Here is a 16429-nt window from a genome sequence, read left to right on the forward strand (position 1 = left end):
AAGCAGAGGAATGCATCATGTATTACGGATTTGATATTGGCGGCACCAAGATTGCGCTCGGCGTGTTTGATAACGATCTCACACTCCAGTGGGAAACCCGCGTGCCCACGCCGCGTGAAAGTTACGATGAATTTTTAACCGCTATCGCCGCGCTGGTAGCGCAGGCGGATGAGCGGTTTGGCGTCAAGGGCAGCGTCGGCATTGGAATTCCGGGTATGCCCGAAACCGACGACGGCACGCTGTATGCCGCCAACGTTCCCGCTGCCAGCGGCAAGCCGCTGCGCGCCGATCTCTCAGCCCTCCTTGAACGCGACGTGCGTTTAGACAACGATGCCAACTGCTTTGCCCTTTCCGAAGCCTGGGACGACGAGTTTCGTCACTATCCGCTGGTGATGGGGCTGATCCTCGGGACGGGCGTCGGCGGCGGGATTGTCATTAACGGCAAGCCCATTACCGGACGCAGCTACATCACCGGCGAATTTGGCCACATTCGTCTGCCGGTGGACGCGCTGGACGTGGTCGGGCGCGATTTCCCGCTTACCCGCTGCGGCTGTGGTCAGCACGGCTGCATTGAAAACTATCTGTCGGGACGGGGGTTTGCATGGCTGTATGAACACTTCTATCATCAGAAACTTGAGGCCCCCCAAATCATTACCTTGTGGGAACAAGGGGATGCGCAGGCGCGAGAGCACGTTGAACGCTATCTCGACCTGCTGGCGGTGTGTCTGGGCAACATCCTGACCATCGTCGACCCGGATCTGCTGGTGATCGGGGGAGGGCTGTCAAACTTCACTGCGATTACGGAACAGTTGTCCGGGCGTCTGCCCCGACATTTATTGCCGGTCGCCCGCGTGCCGCGCATTGAGCGTGCGCGACACGGGGACGCAGGAGGCATGCGCGGAGCCGCATTCCTTCATCTCACCGATTAGTTTACGAGGTTACTATGCTGTCGCGTCGCCAGGGTCGACTCAGCCGTTTTCGCAAAAATAAACGCCGCTTACGTGAACGCCTGCGTCAGCGGATCTTTTTCAGAGACAGGATGATGCCAGAAGCGATGGATAAACCCAGAGTGGTGGTGTTGACCGGGGCGGGGATCTCCGCCGAGTCCGGTATTCAGACCTTCCGCGCGGCGGACGGGCTGTGGGAAGAACACCGAGTTGAAGATGTGGCGACGCCGGAAGGTTTCGCCCGCGATCCGGCGCTGGTTCAGGCGTTCTACAACGCCCGCCGTCGCCAGCTTCAGCAGCCGGAGATTGCGCCAAACGCGGCGCACCTGGCGCTGGCAAAGCTGGAGGAGGCGCTGGGAGATCGTTTTCTGCTGGTGACGCAAAACATCGACAATCTTCACGAAAGAGCCGGTAACCGCAACGTCATTCATATGCACGGCGAACTGCTCAAGGTGCGGTGCGCATGGAGCGGTCAGGTGCTGGACTGGAAAGAGGACGTGCTGGAAGAAGACCGCTGCCACTGCTGCCAGTTTCCTTCGCGTCTGCGTCCGCACGTGGTTTGGTTTGGCGAAATGCCGCTGGGAATGGATGAAATCTACAGTGCCCTGGCCATGGCGGACGTCTTTATCGCCATTGGTACCTCAGGCCATGTCTATCCGGCGGCGGGATTTGTGCACGAAGCGCGACTGCAAGGTGCCCATACGGTGGAGCTCAATCTGGAGCCAAGCCAGGTCGGCAGCGAGTTTGAAGAGAAGCATTACGGTCTGGCAAGCGAAGTGGTGCCGGCCTTTGTGGATAAACTCCTGAAGGGGCTGTAAGGGTAACGGGCGACCTTGTGTCGCCCGTTATGCATTAACGACCGGCTTTCAGCTTCTGATAATACTCTTCATAAAGGCGGCTCGCGTCACCGACGTCGTTCTGCCATTCCCCTTTGCTGATGGTTTCAGCGTCCGGATAAAGCGATTTATCATTCGCCACTTCAGGGCTTAGCAGCTTCCGCGCGGCCAGGTTCGGCGTCGGATAGCCGATGGTTTCCGCCACCTGTTTTGCCACGTCCGGGCGCAGCAGGAAGTTAATCAGCTTCAGGGCGCCATCCACGTTTTTCGCATTAGCCGGAATTGAGAGGCTGTCCATCCAGAAGATCCCGCCTTCTTTCGGCCAGACCACCTCCAGCGGTGTCCCGGCCTGACGCGCAACGAACGCCGAGCCGTTCCAGACCATCCCCAGGTTCACTTCACCTTCCATATACGGGTTAGCCGGGTTATCGGAGTTGAACGCCGCCACGTTTGGCATCAGCTTTTTCAGTTCGTTATACGCCGCTTCGATCTCTTTCGGATCGGTGGTGTTGCCGGAATAGCCGAGTTTACGCAGCGCGATCTGGAACACTTCGCGCGCATCGTCGGTTAACAGCAGGCTGCTTTTGTATTCCGGCTTCCACAGGTCGGCCCATGAGGAAATCGTTTTTGGATCGACGGCGTCGCTGTTGACGCCAATTGCCGTCGCGCCCCAGATGTAGGGAATGGAGTAGTCGTTGTTGGGGTCGAACGGTTTGTTCAGCATCTCAGGATCGAGGTTTGAGTAATGGGTTAGCTTCGTTTTGTCGATCTTCTGGATCATGCCCTCTTTACGCATTTTGTCGACGAAATAGGTCGACGGCACCACCAGGTCATACGCGCCATCTTTGTAGGTTTTAAGCTTGGCATACATGGTCTCATTCGACTCATAGGTGGAATAGATCACCTTGATGCCCGTCTCTTTGGTGAACTGCTCCAGCAGGCCCGGCGGCACATACTCGGTCCAGTTGTAGAAATAGAGCGTTTTACTGTCATCAGCGTGCGCGGCACTCATACCAAGCACCAGCGCCGCAGCGGCAAGCATTTTTTTCATTTCTGTGTCCCCTGAGATTTTGTTTTATCACGAGCAATAACCTGGCTGGCAATGACCAGAACCAGCGATAACACCAACAGAATAGTCGCCAGCGCGTTCACTTCGGGTGAAACACCGACTTTAACCATTGAGTAGATCTTCAACGGCAGAATTTCATAGCTCGGCCCGGTGACGAAGGAGGATACGACCACATCGTCCATCGACAGGGTAAAGCTGAGCAACCACCCGGCTGCAACGGCAGGCATCGCCAGCGGCAGGATGATTTTGCGAAGAATAGTCATCTCGCTGGCACCCAGATCTTTCGCCGCTTCAAGCATGCGCACGTCGAACCCTTTCAGACGAGCGTAGACGGTCACCACCACAAACGGCAGGCAGAAGGTGATATGCGAGAACAGCAGCGACCAGAAACCGAGCTGGACGCCCAGCAGCATAAACAGCACCAGCAGTGAAATGGCCATCACGATGTCCGGGGACATCATCACTACAAACAGCATGCCGCTGACGAACGGCTTACCGCGAAAACGGTAGCGGTACAGCGCCACGGCGGTCAGCGAGCCAATCAGCGTCGCAAAGGTGGCAGAGAACACCGCCATCGTCAGCGAGTGCTGCGCGGCCTGGAGCAGGCTGTCATTGTTCATCAGCAGGCCATACCATTTGGTGGTAAACCCTTGCCAGTTGATCCCGAAGCGTGAACTGTTAAATGAGTTCACGATCAAAATGATTATCGGAATATAGAGATACGCATAAATGGCGGTCATAAAACCGCCGCGAAGCAGTCGACCGATCATTCCAGCTCCACCTTCTTGTTCAGCAAGCGCGAGGCACGCCAGTAGACCAGCAGCATCAGTCCCATCACCACCGTCAGCGTAATGCTGGTGGCCGAGCCGAACGGCCAGTCGCGGATGTTCAGGAACTGGCTCTTGATCACGTTGCCGATCAGCAGGTTTTTCGCCCCGCCCATCAGGTCCGACACGTAGAACAGGCCCATCGCCGGCAGCATGACCAGCAGACAGCCGGCGATAATGCCCGGCATGGTCAGCGGAATAATGATGCGGATAAAAGTTTGCAGCTTGCTGGCCCCCAGGTCTCTGGCGGCTTCCAGCAGCGGTTTATCAAGCTTTTCAATGCTGGAGTAGAGCGGCATCACCATAAACGGCAGCAGAATATAGACCAGGCCGACGATCACCGCGCTCGGGGTGAACATAATGCGGATCGGCGTATCGATAATCCCCAGCCACAGCAGAAAATCGTTCAGATAACCTTTGGTGCTGAGGAAGATCTTCAGCCCGTAGATGCGGATTAACGAGTTGGTCCAGAAGGGCACAATCAGTAAAAACAGCAGCAGCGGACGCACTTTTTGCGGCAGGCGAGCCAGGAACCACGCGAACGGATACCCCAGCACCAGACAGGCAACGGTGGCAATCAGCGCCATGTTGAGCGAGTGCAGCAGCACGTCAAAGTACAGCGGATCGAGCAGGCGCGCGTAGTTGTCCAGCGTAAAGACCATCGCGACGAAGTTCGCGTCGTCGCGGGTCAGGAAGCTGGTTACGATGATCATCAGGTTGGGTAGAAAGACAAACAACACAAGCCAACCGACGATCGTGGCAATCACCACATTCTGGAACTTACTTGTGTTCTTCATCAGCCAGTACAACCTCCCAGCTTTCTACCCAGTTGATGACCATCTTCTGATCCAGCGAGTGGTCGAAGTCCGGATCGTCCTCGTTGAAGAACTCGCTGACCATCACCATTTTGCCGTTTTCCAGTTCGACCACGGATTCGAGGGTCATGCCTTTATAGTTGCGTTCGCGAACGTAACCGATCAGACCTTCGGCGTCAGCCGTGTCGTGGATCTCATCGACGCGGAGATCTTCCGGGCGCAGCAGGACGTTGAGCCTTTGTCCCTTTTCCACGGCAAAGTTCACCGTGATGTTGCATTCGCGGCCTTCCACGTTGGCGCGCACGCGCTGCTCGTCCAGACGCTCAATCACCGTGGCGTTGAAAATATTGATTTCACCAATGAAGCTGGCGACGAACAGGTTTTTCGGCTCTTCGTAAATTTCACGCGGCGTGCCGTCCTGCTCGATCTTGCCGTCGCGCATCACCACGATACGGTCCGACATGGTCAGGGCTTCTTCCTGATCGTGAGTAACAAACACGAACGTGATGCCGAGCTTACGCTGAAGCGCTTTCAGCTCGTTCTGCATCTGCTTGCGCAGCTTGTAGTCCAGCGCGGAGAGGGATTCATCCAGCAGGAGCAGGCGCGGTTTGTTGACCACGGCGCGGGCAATGGCCACGCGCTGCTGCTGTCCGCCGGATAGCTGATGCGGCTTTCGCTGGGCAAACTCTTCCAGCTGCACCATACGCAGGGCTTCGGTGACGCGGGGCGGGATCTCGCTGGCCGCTGTTTTTTGCATCCGCAGGCCAAACGCCACGTTCTCAAACACGGTCATGTGCGGGAACAGGGCGTAGCTCTGAAAGACGGTATTGACGTGGCGATCTTCGGCAGGAACCTGGGTAATGTCCTGGTTCTCAAGATGGATGTGGCCGTTATCGACGCTTTCCAGCCCGGCGATAAGGCGCAGGACGGTGGTTTTGCCGCAGCCGGAGGGGCCAAGCAGCGTGAGAAACTCACCGTCATTGATGGTCAGATTTAGGTCGGAAATGACGTCTTTGCCATCAAAACTTTTACGAATTCGTTCCAGTTGCACCAGCGGTGAAAGGGAACGGGGTTGTGTATTCAATTTTCGCGCTGTCCCATATAGACGCCTCAGGCAGCAGACTGAAGCGGGGTTTGTGTGTAACCACCTTGGTGACTCGTAATGAGGGCGGACATTCTACGGCAAACCCATTGAATCGCCAATCCTTCTCACTTATTCATAAGCTACATTTATTAACGCAGAACGATATAAACGTAAAAAGTTCTCGTTTGCGGGATAAAAGTGACCTGACGCAATATTTGCGTTTTGCTGCTTACTGATAATGTTGTCACAAAAAGTGAGGGTGACTGCATGGATAAACTACTTGAGCGTTTTTTACATTACGTTTCGCTGGATACCCAATCTAAGCCGGGTGTCCGACAGGTGCCCAGCACCGAAGGCCAGTGGAAGCTGCTCAACCTGCTGAAAGAGCAGCTTGAGGCCATGGGGCTGGTCAACGTCACGCTGAGCGAAAAAGGTACCGTGATGGGAACGCTGCCGGCCAACGTTGAGGGGGATATCCCGGCGATTGGCTTTATTTCTCATGTCGATACCTCACCTGATTTTAGCGGTAAACACGTTAATCCGCAGATTGTTGAAAACTACCGCGGCGGTGATATCGCGCTGGGGATTGGTGACGAAGTCCTGTCGCCGGTGATGTTCCCGGTGCTGCACCAGCTGCTGGGGCAGACGTTAATTACCACCGATGGCAAGACCCTGCTGGGCGCCGATGACAAAGCGGGTATCGCCGAAATCATGACGGCGCTGGCGGTGCTGAAGGGACAAAATATCCCGCACGGCGATATCCGCGTCGCCTTCACGCCGGATGAAGAGGTGGGTAAGGGCGCGAAATACTTTGACGTTGAGGCGTTTAACGCTCAGTGGGCGTACACCGTCGACGGCGGCGGCGTGGGCGAACTGGAGTATGAAAACTTTAACGCAGCATCGGTGACGATCAAAATTGTCGGGAATAACGTGCACCCGGGCTCTGCGAAAGGGGTGATGGTGAACGCGCTGTCTCTGGCCGCGCGTATTCATGCGGAAGTTCCCGCCGAAGAGAGCCCGGAGATGACGGAAGGGTATGAGGGTTTTTATCATCTGACCAGCATCAAGGGGACTGTGGACAGCGCGCAGATGCACTATATTGTCCGCGATTTTGACCGCAAAGCCTTTGAGGCGCGCAAGCGTAAGATGATGGAGATCGCGAAAAAGGTCGGCAAGGGGCTGCATCCGGATTGCTATATTGAGCTCATCATTGAAGACAGCTATTACAATATGCGCGAGAAGGTGGTGGAGCATCCGCACATTCTGGATATCGCCCGGCAGGCGATGCGCGATTGTGACATCGAGCCGGTGATGAAGCCGATCCGGGGTGGAACCGATGGTTCGCAGCTGTCGTTTATGGGTTTGCCGTGCCCGAACCTGTTTACCGGCGGGTATAACTACCATGGCAAGCATGAGTTCGTGACGCTGGAAGGGATGGAGAAAGCGGTGCAGGTGATTGTGCGAATAGCCGAGTTAACCGCGAAGCGGTAAGAAAAAGCCCGGTGGCGCTGCGCTTACCGGGCCTACAGGAACGGCTTTTGTAGGCCGGGTAAGGCGTAGCCGCCACCCGGCAAATGAACAGGGAGTTCACATGTCAAACTACCGCCGCCATTACATCCCCGGTGGGACCTGGTTTTTCACCGTCAATCTGCAAAACCGCCAGAGCGATTTGCTTACTCGCCACATCGAAAGCCTGCGTTCCGCTACCGCCGCGGTTAAGCGTGCTAAGCCCTTCACCATTAACGCCTGGGTTGTCCTGCCTGAACATATGCACTGTATCTGGACCATACCGGAAGGGGACAGTGACTTTTCGGCGCGCTGGCGCGACATCAAAAAAACGTTCAGCCGCAGCATTGAGATGCGCCACGTCTGGCAACCGCGTTTCTGGGAACACACCATTCGCAATGAACAGGATTACCGGCGGCATAGGGATTACGTCAACATCAACCCGCTAAAGCATGGCTATGTCAGCAAAGTCATTGACTGGCCCTATTCAACGTTTCATCGGGATGTGCGTGAAGGGCTATATCCCGCAGAGTGGGCGGGTGAGGAGAAGGATTTTGCGGCGGGGGAGCGGAAGTAAATTGAGCCCGGTGGCGCTTCGCTTACCGGGCCTACGGGATCGTGGTGTTGTAGGCCGGGTAAGGCGTAGCCGCCACCCGGCAAACATTACACATCAGTCCTCAAAGAACCAGTACCCGCTGTTCACCAGCGCGGCCAGCATGGCGAGGAACGACGGATCGTCCAGCGCGTCGCCAAAGGTATCCGCAGACAGCACCATATGGCTGGCAATCGCTTCCAGCGCCGGACGGTGCGGGGAGTCCAGACGCTCGCCGTTGACGAATACCTCTTCGCCAATGCGCAGCACGCGTAATCCGCCCAGACGAACCAGCTTATCGCCCTGCTGGAGTGCATCATAAATTTCATCCGCCTGATACGGTGGCTCTGGCGGTGCGACGTCCAGTTCATGACGCGACTGGCTGATAAACTCGCCAAACCACTGTCTGAAGTGCTCCGGTTCGCCGATCAGATCCAGCATCATACCGCGCAGCTTATCCAGCTCTTCTGGCAGAATATCTGCCGGATGCTCACGCGCCGGAACGTCCGGATCGCTGTAACGGTAGCTGCCCAGCTCGCGCTGTAAAACATAATCAGCAAATCCGCTGATCATCTCGCGGCCGCTTGGTGCGCGGAAACCGACCGAATAGTTCAGCGAGTTTTCCAGCGAATAGCCTTCATGCGGGAAGCCTGGCGGGATGTACAAAATGTCGCCCGGCTCCAGCTCTTCATCAATGATCCCTTCAAACGGATCGACCTGAAGCAGGTCAGGGTGCGGGCAGTGCTGCTTCATTGGCACCTTTTCGCCCACGCGCCAGCGACGGCGACCGGTACCCTGAATGATAAACACGTCGTACTGATCCAGATGCGGACCGACGCCGCCACCGGGAACGGAGAAGGAGATCATCAGATCGTCCATTCGCCAGTCCGGCAGGGCGCGGAAGGGGCGCATTAAGGCTGCGGTGGGTTCGTGCCAGTTGTTGACCGCCTGCACCAGTAAAGACCAGTTGCTTTCGCCCAGGTGATCGTAGCTTTCAAATGGACCGTGGCTGACCTGCCATTTTCCGTCCTGGTGGCTCACCAGACGGCTGTCCACCTCGTTTTCCATCGCCAGACCCGCGAGTTCGTCAGGGGAAATAGGGTCGATAAAATTGCTGAATCCGCGTTTCAGAACGACCGGGCGTTTTTGCCAGTAACGTTCGATGAAATCGGGCCAGTTAAGCGTTAATTGATAATCCATATTTTTGTTTTCCGCAGGCTCTTACTGAGACGGATTATAACGGAAGCAAAGAACCCTGGGGGCGAGATCCGCGTATTTTTCACATTCCGGGTTAACTATCGTTCGATACGGGCTGTTGACGGCCAAAAATGACCTCCATATGGGCGCCGCCCAGCAAACTTTCACCGGTTTCGATCTTGCCGTCGTACTGATCGACGATTTCCCGAGCGACGGCCAGCCCTACGCCCTGGCCAGGACGCAGCGTATCGGCGCGCTGACCGCGGTCAAATACCACTTCGCGTTTATTACGGGGAATGCCGGGACCATCGTCCTCAACGATAATATGCAGTTCGTTATCCGTTACCCGCGCGGACACTTCGACAAACTCCAGACAATACTTACAGGCGTTATCGAGCAGGTTCCCCATCACTTCCATGAAGTCATTCTTCTCGCCGACAAAGCTAATTTCCGGTGAGATATCCAGGCTGATATTGACCCCTTTACGCTGGTATACCTTGTTCAGCGCAGAGGTGAGGTTATCCAGCAGCGGGGCTACCGGGTGCAGCTCGCGGCTCAACAGGGCGCTTCCGGAACGCATGCTGGCGCGGTGCAGGTAATAACCAATCTGCTGTGAAATCCGGCTGATTTGCTCCAGCATCACAGGCTCGGCGTCATCCACACTCATTTTCGAACTGCGCATGGAACGCAGGGTACTTTGCATCACCGCCAGCGGGGTTTTCAGGCTGTGCGTAAGATCGGTGAGCGTCGTGCGATACTTGTCGTAGCGTTCACGTTCGCTTTTCAGCAAGCGGTTGAGGTTGCGCACCAGGCTGGTCAGCTCGCGCGTGGTCTCCGGGTTCAGCTTCTCGCGGTGATGCTCCTCCAGCTCGCGCACCTCTTTGGCCAGGGACTCAATCGGACGAAGGCTCCACCACGCAGCAACCCACAGGAGTGGGATCACCAGCAGCAGGTTGGCAGCCAGAACGTACACGAACCAGTTCCAGACCATATACGAGCGTTTTAGCTCAACCGGTATGGTATCGATCACCACAATGGTCAGCTGCGGCATGTTCAGGGTAGCGGGATACAGGTTGATGGCCACCGAGTGGGTCATCTCCGTGTCGTCATCTTCGGCGCGGATCTCATTGAGCTTGTTCTGTAATGCCCGATCGTCACGCAGCAGGATGCTGGTCGAGTTGAGGTCGGCTTCTATTTCGTGAAATCCGTTGGTTTTCAGCCATTCCGGACGGATGCGTTTTTTCAGCCAGGGAACATCACGCTGCGCCCACAGCAGTTTGCCTTTTTCATCGTAGATCAGCGCCAGCGTCGGGCTCTGCTGGTTCAGGTTTTCCGGCATCTCGACGGTGATTTGGTTGTTCTCCCATTTCGCCAGGGTATAAAACAGGTTACTTTCGCCGCGAAGCAGGCGGAAGGTGGTTTTATCGAAGCTTACGCTGTACCCGACCAACGCCACCATTCCGTAGGAGAGCGACAGCACCAGCACGACGGCGGCGGTTGCCAGCAGAAAGCGAACCCGCAGCGAAAGGGGTAAAATGTGGCGCAAAATCCCTTTCATTTAGCGTAATTCGAACAGGTAGCCCTGACCGCGCACGGTGGTGATCACGTCGTGCGGGTACTGCGCCTGAATTTTTTTGCGCAGGCGGCCCATCAGCACGTCAATGGTATGGCTTTCGCGCAGCTCGGCATCCGGATAAAGCTGAAGCATCAGGGAGTCCTTGCTCACCACTTTACCGTTGTTACGGATCAGCGTTTCCATAATGGTGTATTCGAATGCGGTCAGCTTGATCACTTCATCATTAATGGAAAATTCGCGGCGGGAGAGATCCACCTGGAACGGCGGCAGAGAGATCACCTGCGACGCCAGCCCGCTGTTACGGCGCAGCAGCGCCTGCATGCGCGCGGCAACCTCTTCAATATGGAAGGGTTTGGTAACGTAGTCGTCCGCGCCTGCGCTCAATACTTCAACCTTGTCCTGCCAGCCTTCGCGAGCGGTCAGCACCAGCACCGGCAGCGAAACGTCATGGCTACGCCAGCGGCGGATAAGGGACAATCCGTCTTCATCCGGCAGCCCTAAATCGACGATGGCGATGTCCGGCAGGTGTTCATTGAGATAATAATCGGCCTCTTTTGCGTCTTCGGCATCGTCCACCTGATGGCCCATCTCCTGAAGCTGAACTTTCAGGTGATGACGTAGCAATGCGTTATCCTCAACAACCAGTACGCGCATCATCACTTCTCCCTTTATAAATGGTATGAATAGTTTAACGCTGATTATCCAGGTTGACACCAGCGTGATGAAATTAAATGGTTTTTTCATGCCCTAAAAAAGCGCGAGTAATATAAACCGACTTGTTTTCGCAAGCTTCCGCATTCCGGATAAAACAGCCATCTGTTTATTAACTGTTGAGGGCGCGCGGCATTTTTGCCAGAACGGGCATTGAGGGGGGTACAAATCCCGCGAGGTGCTTAAGCTGCGGGGAAGTTTTGTAAATATTGCCCTTTTTTTGTAAGGATGTTTTCGATCTTTCCATCTTTGTCTACGCTTATTTTATGGTGCGAAATTAGATCCGCATAATATGTACCAGTAAATCAGCATTTTTACACAACTAAACAGCAATTTATCGAGTAAAGAGGCATTTATGGAATGGAAGGTTGTTGAGACTATTGCGAGCCCCGAAAGCGGTACCCTCTTTTGCAAGGTTGAAACACATTATGGCCTGAATTACATCCTGTGGCTTAAAGGGGATTATTACGTTCGTGCAGGTGAAATCATCACCACCTCAAGCCAGGGGATCCTGATTAACGACCGACGCCGAAGAGTATGGATAGCGCAGGCAATGCCATTTACATCAATAGGTTGGATGGGTTTCAAAAAGAAAAACGCGTGTCCAGGCAACCGGCAGGAGATGGATCGCCCGTGCACCGTTGAGACGCCGTGCCAGTTCAGGCTGTGCCCGTTTGGCCTGAAACGCTATATTCAGGAAAGTTATTCCACGACGAAAAATAACAATCAATCTGACAGCAGGCTTTAATCCCGGCAAAGCCTGTAACGGGGCGTGAAAACGTCGGCACGACGTTGAAAAGCAGCCCCCTTTCCGGGTGGAAAGGGGGAGGGCGATTACTTCAGCTCGTCAACCATGGTAATGGCACGGCCAATGTAGTTTGCCGGGGTCATCTCTTTCAGGCGCGCTTTTTCTTCTTCTGGCAGCGCCAGACCGTCGATAAACTGCTTCATACCTTCAGCATCAACGCGTTTACCGCGGGTCAGCTCCTTGAGTTTCTCATACGGTTTTTCAATGCCGTAACGACGCATCACGGTCTGAATCGGCTCCGCCAGTACTTCCCAGTTGTGATCCAGTTCGTCCAGCAGTCGGTCACGGTTCACTTCCAGTTTGCTCACGCCTTTCAGGGTAGACTGATACGCGATCAGCGCATAGCCAATGCCCACGCCCAGGTTACGCAGCACCGTGGAGTCGGTCAGGTCGCGCTGCCAGCGGGATACCGGCAGCTTGCTCGCCATATGCTGCAACACGGCATTCGCCAGACCCAGGTTACCTTCGGAGTTTTCGAAGTCGATTGGGTTCACCTTGTGCGGCATGGTGGACGAACCGATTTCCCCGGCGATGGTCTTCTGCTTAAAGTGATTCAGGGCGATATAACCCCAGACGTCGCGATCGAAGTCGATCAGGATGGTGTTGAAGCGCGCGATGCAGTCAAACAGCTCGGCAATGTAGTCATGCGGCTCAATCTGGGTGGTGTACGGGTTCCACTGAATGCCCAGAGAGGTCACGAACGCTTCGCTGAACTGATGCCAGTCCACTTCCGGGTACGCGGCGATGTGGGCGTTGTAGTTACCCACCGCGCCGTTGATTTTGCCGAGGATCTCAACCTGCTCCAGCTGACGATACTGGCGTTCCATGCGGTACGCCACGTTCGCCATCTCTTTACCCATGGTGGACGGGGTTGCCGGCTGGCCGTGCGTACGGGACAGCAGCGGAATGTCGCGGTACTCCACGGACAGGGCTTTCACCGCATCAATGATTTTACGCCAGTAAGGCAGAACCACCTCTTTGCGCGCGGTGGAGAGCATCAGCGCATGAGACAGGTTGTTGATATCTTCAGACGTGCAGGCGAAGTGAATAAATTCAGATACCGCGTGCAGGGCAGGGACGCTTTCCACTTTCTCTTTCAGGAAGTACTCAACCGCTTTCACATCGTGGTTGGTGGTGCGTTCAATGGTTTTAATGCGCGCGGCATCTTCTTCGCTGAACTCAGCAACGATTTTATCAAGGTAATCGTTTGCCTTTGCGTCAAAAGCAGGAACTTCCTTGATTGCTGTCTGGGCGGCCAGCTTTTGCAGCCAGCGTACTTCAACCTGAACACGGAACTTCAGCAGGCCATATTCGCTGAAGATCCCGCGCAGCGCGCTGACTTTATCGCCGTAGCGTCCATCGACAGGGGATACGGCGGTCAGTGAGGATAATTCCATAATTCGCAACTCCGGGAGGTTAACAATGAGCAAGAATTTGTTTTGCCTGAGTCGTCAGGCGATGACGAGAAAACATTAACTGTAGGCGGCCACCGCCGACCTGTTGCCACAGCACCGCGGCACGAATGCCTGCCAGCAGCGAGGCGCGAACCTTCGCCTGCACCTGTGGGCTTTGCAATACGGCAGGAGAACCCGTGACCTGAATACGCGGGCCGAGCGGGCTAATCACGTCGACGTAGATACCCGCCATCGCGCTCAGCAGGGTCTCAGACTGGAGGTCAAAATGGTCGAGCTGGCGCTGTAGCCCGGCGATGCGGTCGCCCAGGGTATTCATTGCCCCTTTTGCCGCGTTCAGCTTACGTTCCAGTACCATCAGGCTTAAGGTATAGCGGGTCAGCTCCGCGTTCAATCCCTGACGGTTGCTGGCGTTGAGCACGCCGAGCAGGGTTTCAAGACCGAGACGAAGGTTAGTTTCACTGCCGCCAAAGACGCCCAGCGTGGAGCCCGGGTTGAGATCGATAACGCTGTTAAGTGAAACGTGCAGGGCATCGGCGTCGCAATGACCCTGATGCGCCAGCTGTTGCACCAGACGGGCTGACTGGCAAATTCCCGCCAGCGCCAGGGTGATGTCGTAGTAGTTCTTCGCCACACGGTCTCCTTTATGTGTGCAAACGGTTTAAACAGCAGGCAGCGGCAGGCGCTGTTCAATGATCCCACCGCCGAGGCAAATGTCGCCGCTGTAGAAAACAGCAGACTGGCCAGGGGTAACGGCGGAAACCGGCTCGTCGAAACGCACGTCAATGCGGTCGTCATCCAGTGCGGTTACGGTGCAAGGGATGTCCGTCTGGCGGTAGCGCGTTTTCACGGTGCAGCGCAGCGTGCCTTTCAGCGGCTCGCGATCGACCCAGTGCAGCTGCTGCGCGATAAGTCCAACGGACATCAGGCGCGGGTGGTCGTGACCCTGAGCCACCACCAGAATATTGTTCTCGACGTCTTTGTCGACCACGTACCACGGATCTTCGCTGCCGTCTTTGGTGCCGCCAATACCCAGACCTTTGCGCTGGCCGAGGGTGTGGTACATCAGTCCCTGATGCTGGCCGATTTCGTCGCCATCAACGGTGACAATTTTGCCCGGTTGTGCAGGCAGATAGCGGCCCAGGAATTCGCGGAATTTACGCTCGCCGATAAAGCAGATACCGGTGGAGTCTTTTTTCTTCGCGGTGATCAGATCCAGCTCTTCAGCAATTTTACGCACTTCCGGCTTTTCCAGCTCGCCGACCGGGAACAGGCTCTGGGCAATCTGTTCGTGGCTCAGCGTATAAAGGAAGTAGCTCTGATCTTTGTTGCCGTCCAGACCGCGCAGCAGCTGGCTTTTGCCATTCACGTCCGCGCGACGCACGTAGTGGCCGGTCGCGATGTAATCCGCGCCCAGGTCTTCAGCGGCGAATTCCAGGAAGGCTTTGAATTTGATCTCTTTGTTGCACAGGATATCCGGGTTCGGCGTGCGGCCCGCTTTGTACTCTTCAAGGAAAAGCTCAAAGACGTTGTCCCAGTATTCTGCGGCAAAGTTAACGGTGTGCAGTTCGATGCCGAGCTTATCGCACACGGCCTGCGCATCGGCGAGATCCGCAGCGGCAGTGCAGTATTCCTCGCCATCGTCTTCCTCCCAGTTCTTCATGAACAGGCCCTCCACCTTATAGCCCTGTTGCTGCAACAGGTAGGCGGAAACGGAGGAATCGACACCGCCGGACATGCCGACGATCACTTTTTTCTGGCTGTTATCTGACATGGAATACTCACGACATTGAACTTCAAGGCGGCGTATTCTATCACGCCCCCCCACCATTGACACCCTCTGTAAACGGCCAGTTAAACTCTCCGATGACATCCAGCGGCAGGCGGCCCGCAGACTGCCAGCAGCGGATGCTTTCGGCAACCAGCGGCGAGCGCAGGTTTGGCGCGGTCAGGATCTCCTCGGCAGTCACCCACAGACAGCGATCGATATCGTCGTCGTGCGGTTCAGTGGCGCACGTTTCGTTAAGCTCAACGGCGAATAAAAAGCGCAGGAAAGGCGTGCGGTCAGGCGCTATCCACTGATGCATGCGGATAAAGTGCTGCGGTTCGGCACGGATACCCGTCTCCTCCCACAGCTCGCGCTTTGCCGCCTGGAGCAAGGTTTCATTGGCTTCAAGGTGCCCGGCTGGCTGATTCCACAGCGCTTTGCCGTTGATGGTCTCTTCCACCACCAGGAATTTGCCCTGCGCGTGGACCACGCAGGCGACCGTAACATGAGGTTTAAACATCAGTTCTCCTTGGGGGTAACGTCACGCCATTCCCCGTTTGCCAGTGCGTCCAGCGTGTAGCTCCCCATCGCGTAGCGAATGAGTCGCAGGGTAGGGAATCCCACGTGCGCAGTCATGCGCCTGACCTGTCGGTTGCGGCCTTCATAAAGGGTAATTTTAAGCCAGCTGGTGGGAATGGATTTGCGCTCACGAATCGGCGGATTGCGCGGCCACAGCCACTGGGGCTCATCCACGCGCTCAATACCCGCTGGAAGGGTGGGACCGTCGTTTAAGGTCACGCCGTTGCGCAGCTTTGCCAGCGAGGCGTCGTCCGGCTCGCCTTCAACCTGCACGTAGTAAATTTTTCCGGTACGTTTTCCCGGCTGAGTGAGCCTGGCCTGTAGTACGCCGTCGTTGGTGAGCACCAGCAGCCCTTCGCTGTCGCGATCCAGTCGCCCGGCCGCGTAGACACCCTGTACGGGTATAAAATCCTTCAGCGTGCTCCGCCCGGCTTCATCGGTAAACTGCGGCAAAACATCGTAGGGTTTATTGAACAGTATGACCCGCGTCGGCTGGGTTTCTGGCTTTCTTCTGGTCGCTTGTTGTGAGCTGAATCGCTCAACCCGGTGTTTTCTAAAAGAAGTTTTCTTCATGGTATTTTCAGGCTTTATCAATTGCCGCATTATAGCCTAATAACGAAGACCTTTCATGGCGTCGGACAATCAGGTACTATCGGAAGGCTCATTACAATTTATTAACATAAGATCAGTAACAACCAGAAG

Annotated in this window: 17 protein-coding genes; 5 read left to right on the forward strand and 12 right to left on the reverse strand. The window is 55.7% G+C overall.

The window, feature by feature from the left end; genetic code table 11:
* Positions 1-17 precede the first annotated feature (17 nt).
* Positions 18-929, forward strand: coding sequence for an N-acetylglucosamine kinase (gene nagK / locus DBR02_RS19145; protein WP_107535133.1), 912 nt, complete (start codon positions 18-20; stop codon positions 927-929).
* 14 nt (positions 930-943) lie between these two features.
* Positions 944-1765 (forward strand): Sir2 family NAD+-dependent deacetylase, encoded by an 822-nt coding sequence (gene cobB / locus DBR02_RS19150; protein ID WP_107535134.1) that lies wholly within the window; start codon positions 944-946, stop codon positions 1763-1765.
* A gap of 34 nt (positions 1766-1799) precedes the next feature.
* Here cobB and potD read toward each other — a convergent pair whose 3' ends face one another.
* From potD to potA, 4 genes are read right to left on the reverse strand one after another with little or no spacing between them, the layout of a single operon-like run.
* Complete coding sequence (gene potD, locus DBR02_RS19155; RefSeq protein WP_107535135.1) at positions 1800-2834, reverse strand: spermidine/putrescine ABC transporter substrate-binding protein PotD; 1035 nt, start codon at positions 2832-2834, stop codon at positions 1800-1802.
* Complete coding sequence (potC, locus tag DBR02_RS19160; RefSeq protein WP_015570805.1) at positions 2831-3622, reverse strand: spermidine/putrescine ABC transporter permease PotC; 792 nt, start codon at positions 3620-3622, stop codon at positions 2831-2833. The genes potD and potC overlap by 4 nt, the downstream gene beginning before the upstream one ends.
* Positions 3619-4476, reverse strand: a complete 858-nt coding sequence (potB, locus tag DBR02_RS19165) for a spermidine/putrescine ABC transporter permease PotB (protein ID WP_107535136.1) — start codon at positions 4474-4476, stop codon at positions 3619-3621. The genes potC and potB overlap by 4 nt, the downstream gene beginning before the upstream one ends.
* Positions 4460-5608, reverse strand: coding sequence for a spermidine/putrescine ABC transporter ATP-binding protein PotA (gene potA / locus DBR02_RS19170; RefSeq protein ID WP_165498414.1), 1149 nt, complete (start codon positions 5606-5608; stop codon positions 4460-4462). The genes potB and potA overlap by 17 nt, the downstream gene beginning before the upstream one ends.
* A 237-nt stretch (positions 5609-5845) precedes the next feature.
* On the opposite strand from potA, the gene pepT reads away from it, so the two are divergent.
* Positions 5846-7069 carry a peptidase T gene (gene pepT / locus DBR02_RS19175; RefSeq protein WP_107535138.1) on the forward strand — a complete coding sequence of 408 codons (1224 nt, stop codon included), beginning with the start codon at positions 5846-5848 and terminating at the stop codon, positions 7067-7069.
* Between the two features lie 100 nt (positions 7070-7169).
* Positions 7170-7661, forward strand: a complete 492-nt coding sequence (locus DBR02_RS19180; protein WP_107535139.1) for an REP-associated tyrosine transposase — start codon at positions 7170-7172, stop codon at positions 7659-7661.
* Between the two features lie 93 nt (positions 7662-7754).
* Here DBR02_RS19180 and DBR02_RS19185 read toward each other — a convergent pair whose 3' ends face one another.
* From DBR02_RS19185 to phoP, 3 genes are all read right to left on the reverse strand, one after another.
* A complete protein-coding gene (locus DBR02_RS19185; protein WP_107535140.1) occupies positions 7755-8876 on the reverse strand; it encodes a ribosomal protein uL16 3-hydroxylase in 1122 nt (373 codons plus the stop codon).
* A 91-nt stretch (positions 8877-8967) separates the two neighbouring features.
* Positions 8968-10431: a two-component system sensor histidine kinase PhoQ gene (gene phoQ, locus DBR02_RS19190; protein WP_063866389.1), complete on the reverse strand. Its 1464-nt coding sequence runs from the start codon at positions 10429-10431 to the stop codon at positions 8968-8970.
* Positions 10432-11103, reverse strand: a complete 672-nt coding sequence (gene phoP, locus DBR02_RS19195; RefSeq protein ID WP_026094318.1) for a two-component system response regulator PhoP — start codon at positions 11101-11103, stop codon at positions 10432-10434. It abuts the gene before it with no gap.
* Positions 11104-11515: 412 nt separating this feature from the next.
* On the opposite strand from phoP, the gene DBR02_RS19200 reads away from it, so the two are divergent.
* On the forward strand, positions 11516-11908 hold the full coding sequence (locus tag DBR02_RS19200) for a hypothetical protein (protein WP_173937200.1): 393 nt from the start codon (positions 11516-11518) through the stop codon (positions 11906-11908).
* Between the two features lie 86 nt (positions 11909-11994).
* On the opposite strand, the gene purB is transcribed toward DBR02_RS19200, so the two are convergent.
* The 5 genes from purB to rluE are packed head-to-tail and all read right to left on the reverse strand — an operon-like array spanning position 11995 to position 16330.
* Positions 11995-13365, reverse strand: a complete 1371-nt coding sequence (gene purB / locus DBR02_RS19205; RefSeq protein ID WP_107535141.1) for an adenylosuccinate lyase — start codon at positions 13363-13365, stop codon at positions 11995-11997.
* Positions 13366-13384: 19 nt separating this feature from the next.
* Positions 13385-14014 carry a high frequency lysogenization protein HflD gene (hflD, locus tag DBR02_RS19210; RefSeq protein ID WP_006809213.1) on the reverse strand — a complete coding sequence of 210 codons (630 nt, stop codon included), beginning with the start codon at positions 14012-14014 and terminating at the stop codon, positions 13385-13387.
* Positions 14015-14041: 27 nt separating this feature from the next.
* Positions 14042-15154, reverse strand: a complete 1113-nt coding sequence (gene mnmA / locus DBR02_RS19215) for a tRNA 2-thiouridine(34) synthase MnmA (protein ID WP_063449034.1) — start codon at positions 15152-15154, stop codon at positions 14042-14044.
* Between the two features lie 40 nt (positions 15155-15194).
* Complete coding sequence (locus DBR02_RS19220; RefSeq protein ID WP_063449033.1) at positions 15195-15668, reverse strand: NUDIX hydrolase; 474 nt, start codon at positions 15666-15668, stop codon at positions 15195-15197.
* Entirely contained in the window at positions 15668-16330 is a 663-nt protein-coding gene (gene rluE / locus DBR02_RS19225) for a 23S rRNA pseudouridine(2457) synthase RluE (protein ID WP_107535142.1), read from the reverse strand. Before rluE ends, DBR02_RS19220 begins: the two co-directional genes overlap by 1 nt.
* Between the last annotated feature and the right edge of the window lie 99 nt (positions 16331-16429).

The sequence above is a fragment of the Enterobacter cloacae complex sp. genome, from assembly GCF_900322725.1.
GTDB lineage: Bacteria > Pseudomonadota > Gammaproteobacteria > Enterobacterales > Enterobacteriaceae > Enterobacter > Enterobacter quasihormaechei.

Bases quoted from the DNA above. Each gene is read 5' to 3' on its own strand.
- nagK (WP_107535133.1), top strand. From the start codon at position 18: ATGTATTACGGATTTGATATTGGCGGCACCAAGATTGCGCTCGGCGTG.
- cobB (WP_107535134.1), top strand. From the start codon at position 944: ATGCTGTCGCGTCGCCAGGGTCGACTCAGCCGTTTTCGCAAAAATAAA.
- potD (WP_107535135.1), bottom strand. From the start codon at position 2,834: ATGAAAAAAATGCTTGCCGCTGCGGCGCTGGTGCTTGGTATGAGTGCC.
- potC (WP_015570805.1), bottom strand. From the start codon at position 3,622: ATGATCGGTCGACTGCTTCGCGGCGGTTTTATGACCGCCATTTATGCG.
- potB (WP_107535136.1), bottom strand. From the start codon at position 4,476: ATGAAGAACACAAGTAAGTTCCAGAATGTGGTGATTGCCACGATCGTC.
- pepT (WP_107535138.1), top strand. From the start codon at position 5,846: ATGGATAAACTACTTGAGCGTTTTTTACATTACGTTTCGCTGGATACC.
- DBR02_RS19180 (WP_107535139.1), top strand. From the start codon at position 7,170: ATGTCAAACTACCGCCGCCATTACATCCCCGGTGGGACCTGGTTTTTC.
- DBR02_RS19185 (WP_107535140.1), bottom strand. From the start codon at position 8,876: ATGGATTATCAATTAACGCTTAACTGGCCCGATTTCATCGAACGTTAC.
- phoQ (WP_063866389.1), bottom strand. From the start codon at position 10,431: ATGAAAGGGATTTTGCGCCACATTTTACCCCTTTCGCTGCGGGTTCGC.
- phoP (WP_026094318.1), bottom strand. From the start codon at position 11,103: ATGCGCGTACTGGTTGTTGAGGATAACGCATTGCTACGTCATCACCTG.
- DBR02_RS19200 (WP_173937200.1), top strand. From the start codon at position 11,516: ATGGAATGGAAGGTTGTTGAGACTATTGCGAGCCCCGAAAGCGGTACC.
- purB (WP_107535141.1), bottom strand. From the start codon at position 13,365: ATGGAATTATCCTCACTGACCGCCGTATCCCCTGTCGATGGACGCTAC.
- mnmA (WP_063449034.1), bottom strand. From the start codon at position 15,154: ATGTCAGATAACAGCCAGAAAAAAGTGATCGTCGGCATGTCCGGCGGT.
- DBR02_RS19220 (WP_063449033.1), bottom strand. From the start codon at position 15,668: ATGTTTAAACCTCATGTTACGGTCGCCTGCGTGGTCCACGCGCAGGGC.
- rluE (WP_107535142.1), bottom strand. From the start codon at position 16,330: ATGCGGCAATTGATAAAGCCTGAAAATACCATGAAGAAAACTTCTTTT.